The following is a 19,445-nucleotide window of genomic DNA, read 5'->3' as shown; positions in this document are numbered from 1 at the left end:
GCCGTTAGCGACGAGAAAAATCCGCGACCATTACTCTTCATCCGTTAGGGCATCTCCTGAACTCAACCGTTTGGCCAGCGTTTCCTGGCCCAGTGCGGATAGCACGACTTCGCTACCCGAAGTGAAGATCACGGTCTTCGTCCGGCGCCCCTGAGTTGCATCAATGACTGCACCCGTTTTGCGCAATGTCTGGATTAGCCGACGCATCGGCGCGGAGTCACAACTGATCAGCGCTACAATTTTGTCGGTCATCACAAAATTGTAGAACCCCACGTTCAAGACGGGAGGTACGGGCATTGATCGGTTGCGGCTGCCTTACCGGCCTTCCGTCGTCGAGAAGCCGAGGCCGCCCTTGCCGCCCGCGTCAGAAGTGCTGGACAGTCCGCCGCCCGGGCCACCGCCGGGAGCACCGCCGCCCGCGAGGCTTCCGCCTCCTCCTCCTCCCTGCTGATCCGAGCCGCCAGGCAAGCCGTTAGCCATCGTTAGTGCAGGTGCGGGAATTTCCACCTTAGCCGTGGGGACCACGGTCGGCTTTGCGGGAGTTTCCGGTGTTCGGGCCTGGGTCAGCGCAACCACCACCATGCCAATCGCGAATACGCCGCAAACCCCAATCACAATCCAGTCGTTCTGTTTCATCGGTAATAAATCCTTTGACGCTCTATTCTACAAGAAACTTAGTGCCTAAAGTGCCTTATGCCCGTGAAGACGAGCGCGATTCCGTGAGCGTTCGCGGCGTCAATCACTTCTTGATCCTTTTTGCTGCCGCCGGGCTGTACGATCGCGGTGATTCCCGCGCTTGCCGCGGTCTCGATACTGTCAGGGAATGGGAAGAACGCATCGCTGGCGAGAACCGCCCCCTGCGAGAGTTCACCCGCTTGCTCCAGTGCGAGCCGAACACTGCGCACGCGGTTCATTTGCCCGGCCCCCACACCGAGTAGCCGCTCGCGGTTTCCGATCACGATGGCGTTGGACTTCACATGCGGGACGATCGCCCATTGGAGTCTCAGTGCGGCCATTTCGTCCTCGCTCGGAGTGCGCGCGCTGACCACTCGCCACGGTTGCGCGGGATCTTCGTCCAGCGACTGGACGAGAACGCCGCCCCGGACCGATCGGAAGGTCAGGTCAGCATCGTTGCTCGGCAACGCGGCGATGATGAGCCGCACGCTCTGGCCCCATCCCGCGCGGGTCTCGAACAACTCGCGTGCTTCGGCGGTGAAATCCGTGCCGATGACGACTTCGAGGAAGTTGCCCTTCTGCGTCATCGCTTCTGCAGCGACGCGATCGACGATCCCTTTGAACGCGGCGATCCCGCCAAATGCGCTGATCGGATCGGACTCGCGCGCGCTGTTGTAAGCCTGCCCGAAGTCCGTGCCGACTGCGGCACCACACGGGTTGCCGTGCTTGATGATGGCGCACGCATTCGCCGGTAAGTCGGCCACCAACTCCCACGCGGCGTCGGCATCGAGGATGTTGTTATAGCTGAGTTCTTTGCCCCAGATCTGCTTGCCCGAGGCGATGCCCGGCTTGCCAAACGGATCGACGTACAATGCACCTTCTTGGTGGGGGTTCTCGCCGTAACGCAGGCCGATGGATTTGCGCAGTCCCAGGGTCAAGGTATCCGTGAGCTCCGGCTCGCCCGCGACGCGTGAGAAGTAGCGCGCAATCATGGAGTCGTAGAACGCGGTGTGGCGGAACGCCTTGGCCATGAGTCTCGGCTTCAGGGCGTCGAGGCTGCCAGCTTGGATTGCTTCGACAACGAGGGCGTAATCGTTTGGGTCGACCACCACCGCGACGTTCTCAAAGTTCTTGGCGGCGGCGCGGATCATGGCTGGCCCGCCGATGTCGATGGACTCCACCGCTTCGGCAAGTGAGTGCGGCTGGGTGACCATCGCTTCGAAGGCGTAAAGGTTTACGCAGAGCACTTCAAACGGCTCGATCTCGGCCGCTTCCATCTGGGCGCGATGATCGGCGATCTGGACGTTACCGAGCAACCCTCCGTGGACCCGCGGATGGAGCGTCTTTACCCTGCCATCCAGCATCTCCGGAAAGCCAGTGACGTCGGCGACGTCCCGGACTTCGAGACCACTGTTGCGTAACGCCGTTGCGGTGCCGCCGGTGCTTACAAGCTCGAATCCGAGATCGGCCAGAGCACAACCGAACTCAAGGACACCCGACTTGTCGGTGACGGAAAGAAGGGCGCGTTTGCTCATGGGGTAGTAGGGGGTTTGGTTTCGGGATGCGAGGTCGGTGGACCCTGCTCAGGCTGTTTGGGGAGCCCATCAGGACCGATCGGTGGGTTCGGATCAGGGGTCGGTTTGGGAACGACGGACACGGTCTCTTCGCGGGTGACGGTCAAGCCTTCGGCGTCATAGGCTCGGAGGACGATCTTCGATGTCTTGGCGATGGCGATGACTTGGGTTCCACTCAAAGTCGTCAGGAGCTCCGGCACGCCGTTGATGACGAGTTCGACGCGCACGGCGTTCAGCACTTGCCAACTCACGGTTACGGGCTGAGTCGTATCTTGGACCTCTTGGGGAATCGCCTGGAAGGCGATGATCCGGGCGACGCTCGCCTTGACCCCCTTGACGCTTACGGTCGCGCGATCTGTCTGGCCTGCGGCATTGAACACGGTCAGGGTGAACTCATTGTTCCCTTCCTGAGAGATCACGACTTCCTTCTGCACGGTCTTGAGGCGCGGGTCCAACTCCAGATCCTTGGGTTCAAGAACGACCTTGGTCACCGCGTCGTTGATCGAGTAGGAGAGGATGACCGGCTCGCCGACGTTCGCGGACTTCTTACTCACGGTGAATGATAGGATTCGCGGCTCAGGAGTCGGTGGCGGCTCGACCACGGACAAGGTTCGTGTGACCGCACTGCTGACGCGCCGTCCATTGGCTGCGATCGCCTGGATCACGTACTCCTTTGCTACCTGAGGCTTGAACTCGAATGAGCCCGCTGCCGTCAGCGCTTTCTTAAGCGGCGCGCCATCCACGGTGATTTCGATGCTGGTCGCGTATTCGGTCCGCCACGCGATATTGATCTGCTGACCCAGTTCGGAACTCTCCGGGCTCACGACGAAATCGCGGATCTGCGGGGGCTTGGGGAAGCTGACAATCCACGCGCCGACGATGAGCAGCACGGCAAGCACGACGAAAAAGGCACCAGGCGAAGCGAGCGCGCGCTGTTCGAGCTGGCCTTGGGCCGTTGCGACCACGGACGGATTGGAACTGCTGCGCGCGGTGACGGTGAACCCAAAGAGGCGACTGTTGGCGAGGAGCGGGCGTCGCTGGCTGCTAGCGAGGACGCTGACCGTCCGTTCTTGTCCTGGTCCGACGGTCACGGTGGGTGGGTCAAATTCAAACGCGCATTGGTCATCGACGTCGGTTGCGGTCAGTTGCACGGTGTGCTCTGCGTTGCCAAGATTGATGACGGTGACCGAGAACTCGCACGATTTGCGAGCGGGAGTCAGGACGCCCTTCTTCGGTTGGACATCGACGCTGAGGTGGTGAAACGCTTCGATCTGCAACGACGCAGGAGTCGAGACCGCCTCACCCGTTTCCAGAGATCGAACGCGAATGACAAAGGCGTAAAGTCCGGCGACATTCTCGCTGCTGCGCCGTGGATTGAGGAAGATCGATTCCTTGATCGTCTCGCCCGGCTGGACGGTCACGGTGCCGACCGGGATGCTGTACCACTCGACATCGAGCCCCTCGATGACGATCTCATAGGTATCAGCCTGCTCCCCCGAGTGCGTTATTTCAAACGCCATCGGTTGTTTCGAGCCCGCCTCGACACGCACGAGGTCATGGGGCAAACGTACTTGGAAGCTCATGAGGTACCCGTCATTATGGCAGGTTAGACAGGGGTACCCTGAGCTCATGTTCGCGACTCTGTTGGGCTTGCTGGCTGCCGTTCACGGCTGGAGTCTGCAGGGTGCAGAGGCATCGCTTTTGCCGCCAGAGCCGTTGCCGCTCGGTGGGTACACGGCACGTCAAGGCGCGAAGTTCGTTCCCGGTGGCGACGACCTTCGGTGTCGCGTTCGGATTGTGGGTGAGGGGAGCGCGCGAGTGGCGTTTGTCAATCTCGAAATGCTCACTGTGCCGGAGAGCTTGGTGCGCGAGGTGAGAGCCCGGATCGGACCGGATTTGCCCCTCTTTATGGGCGCGACGCACACCCACTGCGCGCCCGACAGCCAGATGCTGAACGAGCGGATGAACTTCGACGTTCCGGGGATCGCCCGGTTTCAGCGCAAGTGGCTGAACTGGGTGGCGGACCGAATCGCGGAGACGATCAATGAGGCTGCCACTGCCCCGAGACAAGTGGGGTTGACAGGCACGATTGATGTGCGGAGATTGACTCTCAACCGTGGCCGTCGCAGGCTTGCCCAACCGAGCTCGCTCGCAGTGACCTTTAGCTTCGGCGGTGCCAAGACCATCTCGACGTACGCCGCGCACGCGACGTTGTACAACGAGACCGAACTTCGAACGCGCGGGGACTGGCCGGGTGAATTCATGCGAATGGGCGCGGGCCTGATGTTTCCCGCGTCGATCGGTGACGTCTCGCCCAAGTCCGAGGGAGCGACCGCTGCAGAGCGCGTCCACCGGATGGCGACTGCTTTGGCGGACGTCACAGGGCGTCATGAGACCCAGCGACTCGACGACCGACTCAAGGTGGTCAGCACTCCAATCAGCTTGCCCGCGCCCGCGCCGCACCCAGATTTTGCGCGTGATTACAAGGTGGTGGACGGCATCGCGAAGCTCGTGGTAAACGCTTTTGCGCCCAAGGAAGCCTCCCTTACAGGCGTGCGGCTGGGATCGTGGGTGCTGCTGGGGGTGCCCGGCGAGCCGAGTGCCGAACTGGGCAGGCAGCTTGAACTCATGGGCAGGAATCGCGGATTCGCAGGTGTGGTCGTCGTGAGCCATGTCAATGGTTGGGCGGGGTACATGCTCTTGCCCGAGGACTATGACCGCGGCGGCTACGAGGCGACGCTGAACTTCTACGGCCGCGATTTCAGCAGCCGTTTGATCGATGCCGCCCGTCGTTGTTTTGAAGCTCTGCGTACCCCCTGAGAAGAGGCCGCCGCGGGGTACAACAGACGTTGGCGAGGGAAGGGCATGGCGACGAAATATATCTTTATTACGGGCGGGGTTGTGAGTTCGATTGGCAAGGGAATCGCGGTGGCGAGTCTCGGGCGCCTTCTGCGAAACCGCGGCTACACCGTCGCCCCGCTCAAGCTTGATCCGTACATCAACGTCGATGCCGGCACCATGAACCCCTTCCAGCATGGTGAGGTGTTCGTCACCGAAGACGGCGCGGAAACGGACCTCGACCTCGGCCATTACGAGCGTTTTATGGACGTGAGCTGCTCCGCAGGCAGTAGCGTCACCACCGGCAAGATCTATCAGAAGGTCATCGAGGCCGAGCGACGCGGGGACTACCTCGGCGGCACGGTCCAGGTCATCCCTCACGTCACAAACGAGATCAAGCGCAGCATCATCGCCCTTGGCAAAGAGCAAGAGGCGGACGTGGTGATTGCGGAGATCGGCGGCACGGTCGGTGACATCGAAAGCTTGCCGTTCCTTGAGGCGATCCGGCAGATGCGCAAGGAAGTCGGCCCCGAAAACACGATGTACTTCCATGTGACGCTTGTGCCGCAAGTCGGTCCGTGGGGCGAGATCAAGACCAAGCCCACGCAACATAGCGTCGGTGCCTTGCGCGAGATCGGTATCTCGCCAGACGTCCTCATCTGCCGTACCGAAGTCTCCATGCCGGACGACGTGCGCGAAAAGATCAGCCTCTTTTGCGACGTGCCCGAGCGCGCGGTCATTGAATCGACCAATGCCGAAACCATTTACGAGGTCCCGCTGAAGTACGAAGCGGCCGGGTTGGGCGAGCTCGTCGTCGAGCGATTGGCTCTGGAACAACGCGCAGCGAATCTGAACGAGTGGGAGAAGATCGTCCAGACACTGAAGAACCCGCAACGCCGTGTCTGCATCGCGGTGGTTGGCAAGTACACCCAAAACGGGGACGCGTACAAGTCAATCTCGGAAGCGCTCATCCACGCAGGGATTCCCAACCAAGCGGCGGTGGAGCTGCTTTGGGTGGAGAGTGACCAGCTCGAATTGGGGCTGCCGCACGAACAAGTTTTCGGAAACATTGACGGCCTGGTTGTTGCGCCGGGGTTTGGTGGTCGCGGCATCGAAGGAAAGGTCGAAGCCGTGCGTATGGCACGTGAGACCGGATTGCCGTTCCTCGGGATCTGCTACGGCATGCAAATGGCGGTGGTCGAGTTCGCGCGAAACGTCTGCGGACTGACCGGAGCGAACAGCGAAGAAGTCGATCCAAACACGCCGTACCCCGTGATCCACCTGCTGCCCGACCAGAAGGGCGTGATTGACAAAGGGGCAACGATGCGGCTCGGGAGCTACCCCTGTAACCTGGCCTCGGGATCGCTCTCGGCGGAGGTCTACGGCGATACCCGCATCACGGAGCGACACCGTCACCGGTTCGAGGTCAACAACGATTTTCGGGAGAAGCTCATTGAGCACGGAATGGCCATCTCCGGTGTATCGCCAGACTATCGACTCGTCGAGATGGTCGAGATCCCCGGCCACCCGTTCTTCGTGGGCACCCAGGCGCACCCCGAGTTCAAGAGCCGCCCCAACCGACCCCATCCGCTCTTCAGCGGTTTGATCGCAGCGGCCGTAAAGCGACAGGCGAAAGTCGGCATCGCGTAAGCCAGTCCGGTCAGAAAGCAAAAAGCACTCCCCGAGCGTTTCGCCCAGGGAGTGCTTAATCTTTTCAGCTTAGGCTTCGGCTTCGGCTTTCTTGGCTGGCTTCTTGGCAGCTGGCTTCGCAGCGCCATCCTTTGGCGCGGCAGCCTTCTTGGGGGCAGCGGCCTTCTTCGGAGCAGCCGGAGCGGCTTCTGCCTTCGGGGCCGGAGCGGCCTTGGCCTTGGGCGCGCCCTTGGCGGCCTTCGCCTCGGCGATCAGTTCCTTAATGCGCTGCTCTTTGCGGCGCCACTTCTTTTGAAGCTCTTTGTTTCGAATTCGCATGCGGTCGTACTCAGTCCTCGATTAGGATATCAGAACAGGACTATACCTCAACGCACCCCTACGTCAGCATATGGGACAATCAGGCGAGTATCGCCGCCCATGAATCCCTACCCCCGCACCTGGATCGAAATCGACCTTGCGAGCCTGGCTCACAACCTAGGTCTAGTGCGTGAACGGATCGGGCATCATGCGAAGATTGCGCTAGTGGCCAAGGCCGACGCCTACGGACACGGGCTCGTCCCGATCGCGAGGTTCGCCGTTCGTAATGGGGCCGACTGGATTGCGGTGGCGACGGTCCAAGAGGGGATCGCACTGCGTGATGCGGGGATGAGCTGCCCCATTATCGTGCTCTCGCCGATCCTGAATGTCGAAGCCGATCAAGCAGTTTTCTACGACTTGATCACGATGGTCGAGCATCTGGACCTGGCACGGGCGCTTGGCCAAGCGGCGGTGACCCAATCGAAAACTGCCGTCGTCCACATCCCGGTCGATACCGGTGTGAATCGTTTCGGCTGTACCGTCGCGGAAGCTGCAAAGCTGCTCGGCGAACTGCGCGCAATTGACGGGATCCGAGTCGAGGGGATCGGTACGCACTTCGCCGACTCGGGGCAGAATCCGGACCGTACCCGGGCACAAATGGGCGAGTTCGCGGCTCTCCTTGCCACCATCGATCAATCCGAGCTTCTGGTCCACGTCGCGAATAGTGCGGGGGCGACGCTCTATGACGATCTTCGTTTCGACCTCGTTCGCATCGGGATTGCGGCTTACGGTGTCGATCCGTATGGGATGTTCGGGGGGAGAGCCCGTCCCGTTCTAAGCTGGCGTGCGCGCGTCATGAGCATGCGCGAACGACCGGCAGGCACGTCGGTCAGCTACTCGGGCACACACGTCTTGACCCGCGAATCGCGCATTGCGACCCTTGGTGTCGGCTATGGTGATGGCTATCCGCGGTCGCTCAGCAACCGGGGATTCGTGATGTTCGGTGAGCGGCGCGCCCCGGTGGTGGGTCTTGTGTGTATGGATCAGATTCTGGTGGACGTCACCGATTTGCCGGAAGTGGGACTCGGCGCCGAGGCAGATCTCATCGGGAGCGAGGCGAGTGTCGAGACGCTGAGTCAGCTCGCCAACACCAATGTACATGAGATCGTGACCCGGATCATGTCCCGGGTTCCGAGACGGTACCGGCAGCCCTAACGCCGTGCGGCGACGAGAATGCGTTGCCACTTCTCGGTGAGGATGTCGGTGGACACGCCGCCCTTGCCTCGACTGGAGTGGACGAAGTAGCCGTTCCCAAGATAGATGCCGGTGTGGCCAATCTTGTTGCGCTTCTTTTCCCAGAAGTACAGGCGATCGCCCGGTTGCAACTCTTCGTAGTTGCGAATCGGCTTCCCAACCAGGGCCTGCTCGGACGCGGTGCGTGGCAAGCTCACGCCGATCTTTCCGAAAAGCTGCTTGACGAACCCGGAGCAGTCGATCCCTTTGTTCAGGTCGTTGCCGCCCCAGACGTAGGGTGTGCCCTGGTAACGCAGCCCGTACTGAGCAATGGCTCCTCGGCTCGTCGAAGAGCCGACATCACGACCGGAGGCCGTCGGCTTTTCCGCCGACTCGGTGGTCACGTCGTAGGGCAATCGGGCAATGGCGTCGGCCTGCGCGTAACCTAGGACTCCGGTACGCATCACAACGCCGATCCAGTTCGAATCTTTGGTTGAGCGGATGATCAAGTACTCGTACGGCTTGGCAGAGTAGTAGACCCGGCTCTTGGTGCTCATGCGCGAGTAGATCTTGATCGATTCCAGCGCTTGGCCAAGTTTGCCAAGCGTGACGTTTGGGGCGGACTGAGCAGACGAGAATGCCGTCGTCGCCACCGTGATCGCTATCAAAACCGCTTTCGAATTCACACGCATGCTCTTCAGAGTTTCGGAAGGATTATGCCATCGCTTTAGACAGAAACGGCTGTAAAAGCTCGGAGTATTTGGAGTCCGTCCGTGCTCCCGAGGATCGCTTTCGTCGCTCGCTCAGGGTGCGGCATCATTCCAAGCACGTTACCCCGTTCGTTGAGTATGCCCGCGATGTCGCCTACGCTCCCGTTCGGGTTGCCCTCTGGTGAGACGTACCGGAACGCGATTCGGTTCTCGCTTTCCAGTCGTGCCAGGGTGACGTCGTCGCACACGTACTTGCCTTCGCCGTGGGCGATAGGGATGTGGATTGTGCCCGAGACGCCGGTGGTCCAGGGCGAGGTTCGATTGACGGCCTCCAGACTGACGGTTTTGCAGATGAAGTGCTCATCCTCGTTTTGGACCAAGATGCCGGGCAGCAGGCCCGACTCACACAGGATCTGAAAGCCGTTGCAAACGCCGATTACGAGTCGCCCGTCGTCGGCAAACCGCTTCACTGCGTCCATGATGTGCGACCGCGCGGCGATCGCGCCGCAGCGCAAGTAGTCGCCGTAGCTGAATCCGCCGGGGACGAAGACGGCGTCGAATCCGTCGAGCGACTCGTCGTCGTGCCAGACGTACTCGGCCTTGACGCCGATGTCTTCGCGGAGAGAGTAGAGAGCGTCTTGGTCGCCGTTGGAACCGGGAAACTTGGTGACGGCGACTCTCACGCGCCGACGACCTCCATCGAATAGTCTTCGATCACTGGGTTTGCGAGGAGCTGCTGGCACATCGACTTCACGCGCTCCTCGTCGTACGACTCCACTTGCAGTTCGATGAGCTTGCCGATCCGCGCGTTCTCGACTTCGGCAAACCCGAGCTTCTGCAGCGAACTTGCGACGGTGCGGCCCGCCGAATCGAGCAACGAAGGTTTGAGGGTGACGTACAGTCGCACGGTGACCATAGCGCCATTATGGCACCCGGGTTCAGGCAGCGAGATCGTCAAGCTCGCGTGCGGGGGCGAGTGTCAGCGGCGAGCGTGCTCCGAGATCAACGGTGACCGTCGTGAAATCGATCCCATAGCGCGTGACACGCACGTTTCGCGGACGAATCTGGTTCGCCGTCCACTGAGTTTCGTGGCCCGTGACCATGAGCGTCAGACTGTTCAGAGCCAAGTCGCTCTGGAGGGTAATCGACCCGCGAGTATCGACAGTCCATTGCAGGTGGCGGCGCGCCCTCTGGAAGAGGATCAGGGTGTTTGGCAACGTCCACTGAAGCCGATACTGCTTTGCGAGCAGGAAGACCTGCTTCATCGAGATCGGTCCGTGCACGTTCTGGTACATGCGGACCTGCATCGTCACGTTCGCGCACCCGTGGCGCATCGCGGTCTGCCGGAAGATCGCGTGCATGGTGGATGTCGGGGTCGTGTGTCCAGGATCGTACACAGTCACCGGCAGTTCCAGAGTCAGGTATGCCGAACCGTCTCGCTTGCGGGGATAGAACGGGTGGCAGGTGCCGAACGCGAAACCGGCTGAGCCAGGCTGACGTCCGCCTTTGGCCACACTCAGGCGGGCCCCGGCCCCGTCCGACATGGCGTAAAACTCGTTGTACCCTTCCCAGCCTCCGTCGCGTATGCTCGCCGTGAGCAAGGCGGGGGTGCCGCTGGAACGGCCAATCAAAAGATACTGACTGCGCATGGCAGCGTCGGACCAATGCTCGCCGGGGACGTAGAGAAGCCCGACCTCATCGTCCCATCGCCGGATCATGCGATACGTCTCAAGCGGATAGCCCGGACTCGGTACCAGCCAGTTGCTGGGGACCGCGCTCACGTCCATGATCTGCTTCATCCGAAAAACGTGGTCGGGGTCAAAATCGTCGCATTCGACGTTGATCATGGCGATGCCTTCGGCGTTGTCGGGCCAATACCAGGCGATGGCCGCCGACTTGCCGCATTCGGCCGTAGCCCGCAAGATCCACTTCAGGACCAGCTCTTTAAATGCATCGGTGTGGGGAGTGCCGAAGTACGGAGCTTGGTTGTGCTCGGCATGCGAGCGGTCGCGATTGAAGTCCAGCGCGATGCCGTCTTCGGCGCGCAGAGGGCCCTGTCCAAACTTGACGGTCCCGTCATTCGGACCGACGCCCGCGGTGGCGACGCCGACGCCCTGCTGGTAAAGCGAAACGGTGCGCCCCAGATCACCGGCGACGAAGTAAGCCGCGCCGCGGCCCAGCACGCGGTGGCTGAAACCGCAGAAATCTGGCCCGCATTGGGCGAGCATCTCCGAGGCAGTGGTGGCCGCCAGGACGCCGCCCGCGATCGCAATCTCGCCGACCTCTTCGGGCCAGAAAAGAGCTGCACCAGACAAGGGCTGTAGGTGCGAACGACCGATCGCCACGTGCTCGAACGGCAACAGACCCAAGACATTTTGAAGTTCCCACGTCGAGCCGACGCAGAGGAGCTGGCCGCCGCGCTCAACCCAGCCGCCAACCGCCGAGTTCATCGACTCGGTGACGGTTCCGGGGCCGAACAGAACGAGGACGTCGCACCCATTCAGGACCGTCTCATCAAGAGTTTCCGCCCATTGCGCCATTAAGCCCCAATGCTCCACGACCTCACGCACAAACCCCTGGTTGGGGTCCGCCGGTGCGCAGTGGAGGACGATTTGGGCAAAGTCGGTGGGCATAGGATCCCTGTCTCCCCGTGATTATCGGCCCTTCCTCGCACGATCACCAGGGTTCTGGCGGCAGCTCAGGCGAAGGTACGTGTCATCGCGATCCAGCCCGCCCAAACGAGCAGGACCCCAAGCGTCACACTCCCGATCGCGTAACCCAGAAATGGCACCCAATCGCCGCGCTTGATGAGCGTTAGTGACTCCAGCCCGAAGGCGCTAAAGGTGGTGAAGCCTCCCAACACGCCGGTGATCAGGAGCACGCGCATGTCGGCGTTCAGAGCCGACGTTCTTTCGGCAAATCCGGCGACGAGCCCGATCAGCAGACACCCGAGCAAGTTGACGGTCAGGGTGCCCCAAGGGAAGTGGGAGTTCGGCATCATGCGAAGTACCATGCCCCCGAGCCCGAGTCGGCCCATCGCACCAAAGAACGCCCCAACCCCTGCCAGCAAGTAGGGCTTCACCGAGTGTCCTCGGGTATCCGAGACGAGGACTGGGTCGAGTCTTGCTCGATGACGATAGGTGCCCGCCGTTGTGCGCCACAACTTCGGAAAACAGAGAAGCCGATGCTCAGGACGATGGCGATGGCATACCACGACATAGGGCCCAGGCGAGTCAGACGCTTGAGCTCGAGCCCGAAGCTTCGAGCCGCGGTCTCCGGGCGAAAGGCAATCTGGTTCCGCGAGCACTCGGTGCACCGCGTGCCCGCTGGGCTCAGGACCGTGCACCTCGTGCAGATCGGGCGGTCGCACTTGCCGCATCGGAGCGCGGTCTTCTCACGGGGATGCTTGGGACATGCGACGAGGTCTGTGTTTGCGGTCGGTTCGACGATCTGCGTGAAGTCCAAACCACAACGTCCACAATAACGGTTTTCGCCCTCGTTTTCCCTACCGCAGCGGGTACAGACTCGCATGCATCAGAAGTTACCCGAGCGCATAAACCCGCGCAAGCGCAGGCAATTAGCGACGACGGAGACGCTGCTCATGGCCATGGCCGCAGCGGCCAGCATTGGGTTCAGCACGCCCCAGGCCGCGAGGGGGATCATCACTACGTTGTAGGCGAACGCCCAGAACAGGTTCATTTTGATGGTGGCGACGGTAGCGCGTGCAAGCCGGATAGCGACGACGACGCGGCGGGGGTCGCTACCGAGTACCGTCATGCTCGCCGATTCAATGGCAATATCGGCTCCGGAGTCCATGGCGATGCCCACATCGGCCATCGCAAGGGCAGGCGCGTCGTTGATTCCGTCGCCCACCATGATCGTGGGGCCGTGCTGCTTGAACCGTTCGATTGCGTCCCCCTTGTCGGTCGGGAGCACTTCCGCCTCGAACTCGTCTATGCCGAGGTCGGCACTGAGTCGTTCTGCCACTGCGCGACGATCGCCAGTGAGCATCGCGGTGCGGATACCCATTTGCTTGAGTTGCTGAATCGCCTCGGCGGAAGTCGGCTTGACCGCATCGGTGAATTCAAAGACTGCTGTTCGGATGCCGTCACTGAGCCAGACTTGGGTACCGGTCGGGCTGCCGGACTGCTCGGGTGCCGCGTAGGTTTGCCGCCCCATGCGCCAGGTGTTGCCCCCGATGGTTGCTTCGATACCGATACCGTGAGTGGCGTGGACGCCGGTTGTGGGCAGGAGTTCCAACTGGGCAGCCTGCGCCGCTTCGCCGATGACGACGCCGAGCGGGTGGGTTCCGTGCGCCTCGATGCTGGCCGCGATCTGCAGGGCCTGCGTCTCGGACCACGGCCCGAAGACTTGCGCCCGGTCGAGGGTCGCGCGCCCTTCGGTGAGCGTCCCAGTTTTGTCAAAAACGACGGTCGTCACTGCCGCCGCTCGTTCCAGCACTTCGCCATCTCGGATCAGCACTCCCAACTGCGATCCGCGCCCCATCCCCGTGACGAGCGCGGTCGGGGTCGCCAACCCAAGCGCGCAAGGGCAGGCAATGATGAGCACTGCAATGGCGGGACTAAGCGCGCCGAGAAGACTCTGGCCGCTCGCCGCGTGCACGGCGAAAGTGATGACCGCGATGACGAGGACGATGGGCACAAAGATCGCCGCGACCCGATCGGCCAGCGACTGGAGTGGTGCCTTAGAGCCCTGGGCGCGGGCCACGAAGTTGGTGATCCGCGCGAGGGTGGTCTCGCTCCCCACGCGCTCAGCCTCCATCACCAGGCTACCGTTCAGGTTCACGGTGCCGCTGATGAGTCGGTCGCCCGCTTGCTTGGCGATGGGGATCGCCTCGCCGGTGATGCTTGACTCATCGACCGATGAGGTGCCCTCGCGGACGGTGCCATCGACCGCCACCCGGTCGCCGGGGCGCACGCGGAGGAGGTCGCCAAGGACGATGCTCGCGGCGGGAACCTCGGAATCCCCCTGCGGTCCGAGCCGAACCACTGTGTCCGGCGCGAGCTTCAGCAGCATCTGCATGGCTGACGACATTCGCCGTTTTGCGCCGTGTTCCAGATGCCGTCCAAGGAGGATCGCCGCGACGATGACGGCGGCAGTCTCGAAGTAGATGTGGTTGCTCTCGTGATGTCCGGCCTGGGTGAAGAGAGCGACCACCGATCCGACCCACGCCGCGCCTGTACCGACGGCCACCAGAGTGTCCATCGTCGCGGTTCGGTTTCGCAGTGCGGCCCACGCCCCCTTGAAGAAGCCGCTACCGAAGTAGAAAACGACGGGAGTGGTCAACAGCAGGAGGGCAATATTGGCCCATTCGGGCCGCGGGTGCCACGCCATTGAAAGCGCGATGATGATCGCGGTGAGGAAGCCGCAGACAACCAGGCGGCCTACCGGGTCTTTGCTAGGCGCGGGGGCCTGTTCGACGGGCATCGCGCCGTAGCCCGCCCGCTCGATAGAGCCGATGAGCGCCGCGACATCAAGCGACGATTCGTGCGAGATCCGGGCTTCGTGAAGCGCGAAATTAACGCTGGCTTCTTGGACTCCAGGGAGTTTGGCAAGGGCCTTCTCGACCCGGCGTACGCAGGCGGCGCACTCCAAGCCGCGGATCGCCAGCCGCGTGACTTCGGTCTCAGGCGGGTTGGGCGTCGTAGCCTTCCTCCTGCAGAGCACGAATCAGCGCGCTCGGATCGGAGACGGTGCCGACCACGTTTGCGGTGGCCGTGGTGAGGTCAACGGCAGCGCTTTCAACCCCTTCGACGGACTCAAGCGCCACGGTGACCGCGCGGACGCAGTGCTGGCAACTCATGCCGGAGACTTGAAGCTTAATACCCATGAGTGTATTTTACCGCATCAGTCGGCTGAGGACTTCCTCTAGTTCGTCCATAAGCTCATCCTGTGTCATCGATTTTGCGGTCGGGTGGGCGTCCTTGTCTTGGTGCGAGGCGATGCAGTGTTGGATGTGATTGGACGCGACTGCTGCCGCAACTTGGTTCAAAGCAGACGTAGCCGCGCTGATCTGGTTGAGCAGATCGCAACAGTATGCCCCCTCCTCGACCAAACGTCGAAGACCCCGGACCTGGCCCTCCACTCGGGCCAGGCGGCGATCCAGCGTACGGCGTTCCGTGTCGTTCACAAATCCATGATACCCCAATGGGTATATCTGAGCCCTCGCGAACCCTCCTGCCGAGTAAACTCAAGCTATGAAGGTTTTGATCGCAGACAAGTTTGAGAAGGTGGGGATTGAGGGGCTCCAGGCGCTCGGTCTGGAGGTCATCAGCAACCCCGATTTGAAGGACGCCGCCCTCGGCGAAGCGTTGCGCGAGACCGGCGCAGAGGTGCTTGTGGTCCGCTCGACGAAGGTCAACGAGAGCATGCTCGACGGCACCAAGCTCGGCCTCATCATTCGGGCCGGTGCAGGCGTGAACACCATCGACGTCGCCGCCGCATCGAACCGCGGCATCTACGTTGCCAACTGTCCCGGCAAGAACTCCCAAGCCGTGGCCGAACTCGCATTTGGCCTGATGCTCGCGGTGGATCGCCACATTCCTGACTGCGTGGCGGAGCTTCGCGACGGACGCTGGAACAAGAAGACCCACTCGAAGGCACGCGGCGTTTACGGTCGCACCCTTGGTCTGATCGGCATGGGCAAGATCGGCCAAGAAATGATTCCTCGCGCCAAGGCGTTCGGCATGAACGTGGTCGCCTTCAGCCGCTGGATGAACCCCGAGGTCGCCGCCGTACTTGGGATTGGCCGGGCCGCCACTCCGGTTGAAGTCGCGCAGAGCGCGGACATCGTCTCGGTCCACGTCTCGCTCACCCCGGAGACTCGCGGACTGCTCGGCAAGCAGTTCTTCGACGCGATGAAGCCCGGTGCGATTTTCATCAACACCAGCCGATGCGAAGTGGTCGACCAGGCTGCGCTCGAAGCGGCGCTCAAGTCAGGCAAGATCAGCGCGGGGCTAGACGTTTTCGACGATGAACCGAGTACCGGCGAAGGCGAGTTCAACGGCTCGATCAAAGCAGTGCCAAACGCATACTGCACGCACCACATCGGCGCGAGCACCGACCAAGCGCAGGATGCGATCGCTCGTGAGACGGTCCGAATCGTCAAGGAGTACCGCAAAACAGGCATCGCGCCGAACGTGGTGAATGTGCTCACCCAGGGCTCGCCCGCCACCCACTTGCTGGTCGTGCGGCACTTGGACCGACCGGGCGTCCTGGCGCACGTCTTCGCCGTGCTCAAGGATGAGAGCGTGAACGTCCAGGAGATGGAGAACATTGTGCTCGGCGGGGCGCAAGCGGCGATCGCGCAGATCGCGTGTGACAGCGAGCCGTCAGCCGCAGCACTGCTGCAGATCAAATCGAACGACAACGTCTTCGACGCGAGCGTCGTTGCGATTGAGCGCGTTCCGGCGACTGTCTAGAAGATCACTTTGTTGAGCGGGTACTCCACCAGTCCGGTGGCACCCGCTCGTTTGAGCCCAGGGATCAGATCTCGCACTTGCGATTCCGGCAAGATCACCTCGGCGGCGATCCAGTTCGGGTCGGCGAGGGGCGATAGTGTCGGATTTTGCAGGGCGGGTAGCAGGCCAAGAATCTCTGCTTGATTCTTGGTCGGGATGTTCATCTTCAATCCGACCAACTTGCTGGCGTTCATCGCGCCGGTGAGGAGGATTTCCAGCGATTCCAGTTTCTTCTGTTTCGCGGGATCGGACCAAGCCAAGTGGCTACAGACAAGGCGGGTGGTCGAAGTGAGTAGCGTATCGATGATGCGCAGATTGTGGGCCCGGAGCGAGCTGCCGGTTTCGGTGTTGACGACGATGGCGTCGACAAGCGACGGGACTTTGACCTCGCACGCGCCCCAGCTGAACTCAACACGCGCCTGGGTTCCCTTGTCGGCGAGGAAGCGGTTGGTCAAGCGGACATATTCTGTGGCGACGGTCTTGCCCGCCAAGTCCTCGGCCCGTTGATAGGGCGAGTCGTTGTGGACGGCGAGCACCACGCGGATGGGGTTGGTGGTCAGCTTGCTGTAGCGCAGTTCGCAGATCTCGTGCAGGTCCACGCCGCAGTCGGTGACCCAATCGTAACCGGTGAGCCCCGCGTCGATGACGTTGTTGGCGATGTAGATCGGGATCTCTTGCGGGCGAAGGAGGATCGGCTCGATCTCGGGGTCGTCGACGACCGGTTGATAGCTGCGTGAGGAGACCTTGAAGTCCCAACCTGCTCGGCGGAAGAGTGCGAACGTGGCCTCTTGGAGGCTGCCTTTGGGAATGCCGAGCTTCAAAGTGGTCATAGGGGGATGTCCGAAAGGGTACCCGCCGGACCCCTACTCCAGGTTGACGCCGTTGACCCGCAAAGCGAATCGGTAGCCGAAGACATCTGCGCTGCGGCGGCACATGACCATGCGGGTGAGGAAGATTTCGAAATACTCCATGACCGATGCCGAAGTGCTATCGATGTCCAGGGTCAAGGTAAGGACTTTGGCGTCGTTATCCATCTCGACGCGGCTCTTGTCGACGGCAAAGTTGACTCGGTCGTGGATGTCAAAGGTCTCGACGATGGGGTTCTGCACCCGGCTGCGGTGGACGTCGCTCTTGTCGGCGATCACAAGAGCCGCAGACATAACGCTGACCGGCGTGCCGACAAGCTCCTCGTGGTTGCCGATGGCACCCAGGATCGGGGCCATTTCCGCGGGGTCCATGCCCATTTCGTTGAGGAGCGTGAAAGCGATGTTGGCACCCGAGATCGGGTGATCGACGCGGTTGATGACGTTGCCGATATCGTGCAGGTAACCCGCGATTTGTCCCAGCTCGCATTCGCGCGCGCTACAGCCCAGGTTCTCCATGATGTACCGCGTGATGCTGCTGACGATGCCCACGTGTCGGTGGCCGTGCTCGGTGTAACCCATGGCACGCATCACTTCGTTGGCCCCGTCGATGAGAGTTCGCACCTTGGGGTGGCTGCGCACATCGTTCAGGGTGATTCGATTCGGAACTTGTTCAAGCTGGAGATTCGCCATACACGTGCCTTGCAGGCTGTAAGGATACAATAATCTTATGAGTCGAACGTTGTTTGACAAGGTTTGGGACAGTCACGTCGTCACCGAGTTGCCAGGGGGCGGAACGTTGCTGTACATCGATCGCCATCTCGTCCACGAGGTGACGAGCCCCCAAGCCTTTGACGGCTTGCGTGAGCGCGGTCGCAAAGTCCGACGTCCCGATCTCACCTTTGCCACCGTCGATCACAACGTGCCGACCGATGGTCGTGCCATTGATGAGAGCACGCTCAGCGGTCAGCAATTGGCCGCTCTCACCCGCAACTGCCGTGAGTTCGACGTTCCGCTCTTCGGATACGGTGAAGCGCGTCAAGGCATTGTCCATGTCATCGGCCCGGCGCTGGGGATCACGTTGCCGGGTTGCACCATGGTTTGCGGCGATAGCCACACCAGCACTCATGGGGCCTTCGGCGCACTTGCATTTGGCATCGGTACCACTGAGGTCGAGCATGTGCTCGCCACACAGACCCTGAGGTCGCCCCAAAAACCCAAGGCACTCGGCATCGACATCGCGGGGCCGATCCCCCACGGCGTGTGCGCCAAGGACGTGATCCTGGCGATCATCCGCAAGTTGGGGGCCGCTGGCGGGACGGGATACGTGGTGGAGTACTTCGGCAGCGCAGTTCGAGGATTGCCGATGGCAGGACGCATGACGATCTGCAATATGAGCATTGAGATGGGAGCGCGTGCGGGGATGATCGCCCCCGATGCGACCACGTACGAGTACGTCGCGAGCGACGACCGACCGTTTGCCCCGAAGGGCCGAGAGCTCGACGAGGCCATCGAGTCATGGGGGAAGCTCGCCACCGATCCCGGCGCAAAGTACGACCGTCTGGAATCGCTGGCGGTGAGAGACCTGAAGCCGCAGGTGACCTGGGGTACCACGCCCGCCATGACGGTTTGCATCGACGAGCCGATCCCCGCGCCGCGCGACGCAAGCGAGGAGCGCGCTCTGAAGTACATGGGGTTGGAGGAAGGGACCTCGATGCGAGACTTGTCAGTAGACGTCGTCTTCATCGGATCGTGCACGAACTCGCGGATCGAGGACTTGCGAGAGGCGGCGGAGATCACCCGCGGTCGCAAGATCGCCTCGGGTGTCCGCGCGATGGTCGTCCCCGGTAGCCAAGCGGTCAAGGCGCAAGCCGAGAAAGAAGGGCTCGACGCCATCTTCAAGGATGCGGGCTTCGAATGGCACCGCGCCGGCTGCTCCATGTGCCTGGGAATGAATGGCGACATCCTGCGACCCACTCAACGCAGCGCGAGCACAAGCAACCGTCCCTATGAAGGGCGACAAGGCCCCGGTTCACGCACGCACTTGGTTTCGCCGATGACCGCGGCCGCCACGGCTCTCACCGGACGGTTCACCGACCCGCGCACGCTCCTGGGCTAAACTGG

Annotated in this window: 21 protein-coding genes; 5 read left to right on the top strand and 16 right to left on the bottom strand. The window is 61.8% G+C overall.

Going from position 1 to position 19,445, the window contains the following annotated elements; genetic code table 11:
* Positions 1–30: 30 nt before the first annotated feature.
* From JNM85_01280 to JNM85_01265, 4 genes are read right to left on the bottom strand one after another with little or no spacing between them, the layout of a single operon-like run.
* Positions 31–297 carry a DUF370 domain-containing protein gene (locus JNM85_01280; protein MBL8086684.1) on the bottom strand — a complete coding sequence of 89 codons (267 nt, stop codon included), beginning with the start codon at positions 295–297 and terminating at the stop codon, positions 31–33.
* Positions 298–315: 18 nt separating this feature from the next.
* Positions 316–636, bottom strand: a complete 321-nt coding sequence (locus JNM85_01275) for a hypothetical protein (GenBank protein ID MBL8086683.1) — start codon at positions 634–636, stop codon at positions 316–318.
* Between the two features lie 38 nt (positions 637–674).
* Entirely contained in the window at positions 675–2,210 is a 1,536-nt protein-coding gene (purH, locus tag JNM85_01270; GenBank protein ID MBL8086682.1) for a bifunctional phosphoribosylaminoimidazolecarboxamide formyltransferase/IMP cyclohydrolase, read from the bottom strand.
* Entirely contained in the window at positions 2,207–3,832 is a 1,626-nt protein-coding gene (locus JNM85_01265; protein ID MBL8086681.1) for a hypothetical protein, read from the bottom strand. The genes purH and JNM85_01265 overlap by 4 nt, the downstream gene beginning before the upstream one ends.
* Positions 3,833–3,878: 46 nt before the next feature.
* Here JNM85_01265 and JNM85_01260 point away from each other — a divergent pair, with 46 nt between their 5' ends.
* Both JNM85_01260 and JNM85_01255 read left to right on the top strand, forming a co-directional pair.
* Entirely contained in the window at positions 3,879–5,069 is a 1,191-nt protein-coding gene (locus JNM85_01260) for a hypothetical protein (GenBank protein MBL8086680.1), read from the top strand.
* Positions 5,070–5,114: 45 nt separating this feature from the next.
* Positions 5,115–6,737, top strand: a complete 1,623-nt coding sequence (locus JNM85_01255; GenBank protein ID MBL8086679.1) for a CTP synthase — start codon at positions 5,115–5,117, stop codon at positions 6,735–6,737.
* A 69-nt stretch (positions 6,738–6,806) separates the two neighbouring features.
* On the opposite strand, the gene JNM85_01250 is transcribed toward JNM85_01255, so the two are convergent.
* A complete protein-coding gene (locus JNM85_01250; protein MBL8086678.1) occupies positions 6,807–7,055 on the bottom strand; it encodes a hypothetical protein in 249 nt (82 codons plus the stop codon).
* A gap of 99 nt (positions 7,056–7,154) precedes the next feature.
* On the opposite strand from JNM85_01250, the gene alr reads away from it, so the two are divergent.
* A complete protein-coding gene (gene alr, locus JNM85_01245) occupies positions 7,155–8,249 on the top strand; it encodes an alanine racemase (protein ID MBL8086677.1) in 1,095 nt (364 codons plus the stop codon).
* Here alr and JNM85_01240 read toward each other — a convergent pair.
* From JNM85_01240 to JNM85_01200, 9 genes are all read right to left on the bottom strand, one after another.
* On the bottom strand, positions 8,246–8,959 hold the full coding sequence (locus tag JNM85_01240; protein MBL8086676.1) for a C40 family peptidase: 714 nt from the start codon (positions 8,957–8,959) through the stop codon (positions 8,246–8,248). The genes alr and JNM85_01240 overlap by 4 nt on opposite strands.
* A gap of 35 nt (positions 8,960–8,994) precedes the next feature.
* On the bottom strand, positions 8,995–9,660 hold the full coding sequence (gene purQ, locus JNM85_01235) for a phosphoribosylformylglycinamidine synthase subunit PurQ (GenBank protein ID MBL8086675.1): 666 nt from the start codon (positions 9,658–9,660) through the stop codon (positions 8,995–8,997).
* Positions 9,657–9,893 (bottom strand): phosphoribosylformylglycinamidine synthase subunit PurS, encoded by a 237-nt coding sequence (gene purS, locus JNM85_01230; GenBank protein MBL8086674.1) that lies wholly within the window; start codon positions 9,891–9,893, stop codon positions 9,657–9,659. Before purS ends, purQ begins: the two co-directional genes overlap by 4 nt.
* Before the next feature lie 22 nt (positions 9,894–9,915).
* Positions 9,916–11,610 (bottom strand): hypothetical protein, encoded by a 1,695-nt coding sequence (locus JNM85_01225; GenBank protein MBL8086673.1) that lies wholly within the window; start codon positions 11,608–11,610, stop codon positions 9,916–9,918.
* A 65-nt stretch (positions 11,611–11,675) separates the two neighbouring features.
* A complete protein-coding gene (gene crcB, locus JNM85_01220; protein MBL8086672.1) occupies positions 11,676–12,059 on the bottom strand; it encodes a fluoride efflux transporter CrcB in 384 nt (127 codons plus the stop codon).
* Positions 12,056–12,442, bottom strand: coding sequence for a hypothetical protein (locus JNM85_01215; GenBank protein ID MBL8086671.1), 387 nt, complete (start codon positions 12,440–12,442; stop codon positions 12,056–12,058). Before JNM85_01215 ends, crcB begins: the two co-directional genes overlap by 4 nt.
* Positions 12,443–12,511: 69 nt before the next feature.
* Positions 12,512–14,665, bottom strand: coding sequence for a cadmium-translocating P-type ATPase (cadA, locus tag JNM85_01210; GenBank protein ID MBL8086670.1), 2,154 nt, complete (start codon positions 14,663–14,665; stop codon positions 12,512–12,514).
* Entirely contained in the window at positions 14,625–14,828 is a 204-nt protein-coding gene (locus JNM85_01205; GenBank protein ID MBL8086669.1) for a heavy-metal-associated domain-containing protein, read from the bottom strand. Before JNM85_01205 ends, cadA begins: the two co-directional genes overlap by 41 nt.
* A 9-nt stretch (positions 14,829–14,837) precedes the next feature.
* On the bottom strand, positions 14,838–15,128 hold the full coding sequence (locus JNM85_01200; protein ID MBL8086668.1) for a metal-sensitive transcriptional regulator: 291 nt from the start codon (positions 15,126–15,128) through the stop codon (positions 14,838–14,840).
* Positions 15,129–15,195: 67 nt separating this feature from the next.
* On the opposite strand from JNM85_01200, the gene JNM85_01195 reads away from it, so the two are divergent.
* On the top strand, positions 15,196–16,419 hold the full coding sequence (locus JNM85_01195) for a hypothetical protein (GenBank protein ID MBL8086667.1): 1,224 nt from the start codon (positions 15,196–15,198) through the stop codon (positions 16,417–16,419).
* Here JNM85_01195 and JNM85_01190 read toward each other — a convergent pair.
* Both JNM85_01190 and JNM85_01185 read right to left on the bottom strand, forming a co-directional pair.
* Positions 16,416–17,288, bottom strand: coding sequence for an ATP phosphoribosyltransferase (locus JNM85_01190; protein MBL8086666.1), 873 nt, complete (start codon positions 17,286–17,288; stop codon positions 16,416–16,418). The two genes, JNM85_01195 and JNM85_01190, sit on opposite strands and share 4 nt — an antisense overlap.
* A gap of 33 nt (positions 17,289–17,321) precedes the next feature.
* Complete coding sequence (locus JNM85_01185) at positions 17,322–18,014, bottom strand: phosphohydrolase (GenBank protein MBL8086665.1); 693 nt, start codon at positions 18,012–18,014, stop codon at positions 17,322–17,324.
* Positions 18,015–18,051: 37 nt separating this feature from the next.
* Between JNM85_01185 and leuC the strand changes: the two genes are divergently transcribed.
* Complete coding sequence (gene leuC / locus JNM85_01180; GenBank protein MBL8086664.1) at positions 18,052–19,440, top strand: 3-isopropylmalate dehydratase large subunit; 1,389 nt, start codon at positions 18,052–18,054, stop codon at positions 19,438–19,440.
* The last annotated feature ends 5 nt before the right edge of the window (positions 19,441–19,445 follow it).

Source organism: Chthonomonas sp. (assembly GCA_016788115.1).
Classification (GTDB): Bacteria; Armatimonadota; Fimbriimonadia; order Fimbriimonadales; family Fimbriimonadaceae; genus UBA2391.
The sequence above is the reverse complement of the archived record's forward strand: the minus strand, read 5'-3'. Positions and strand labels throughout refer to the sequence as shown.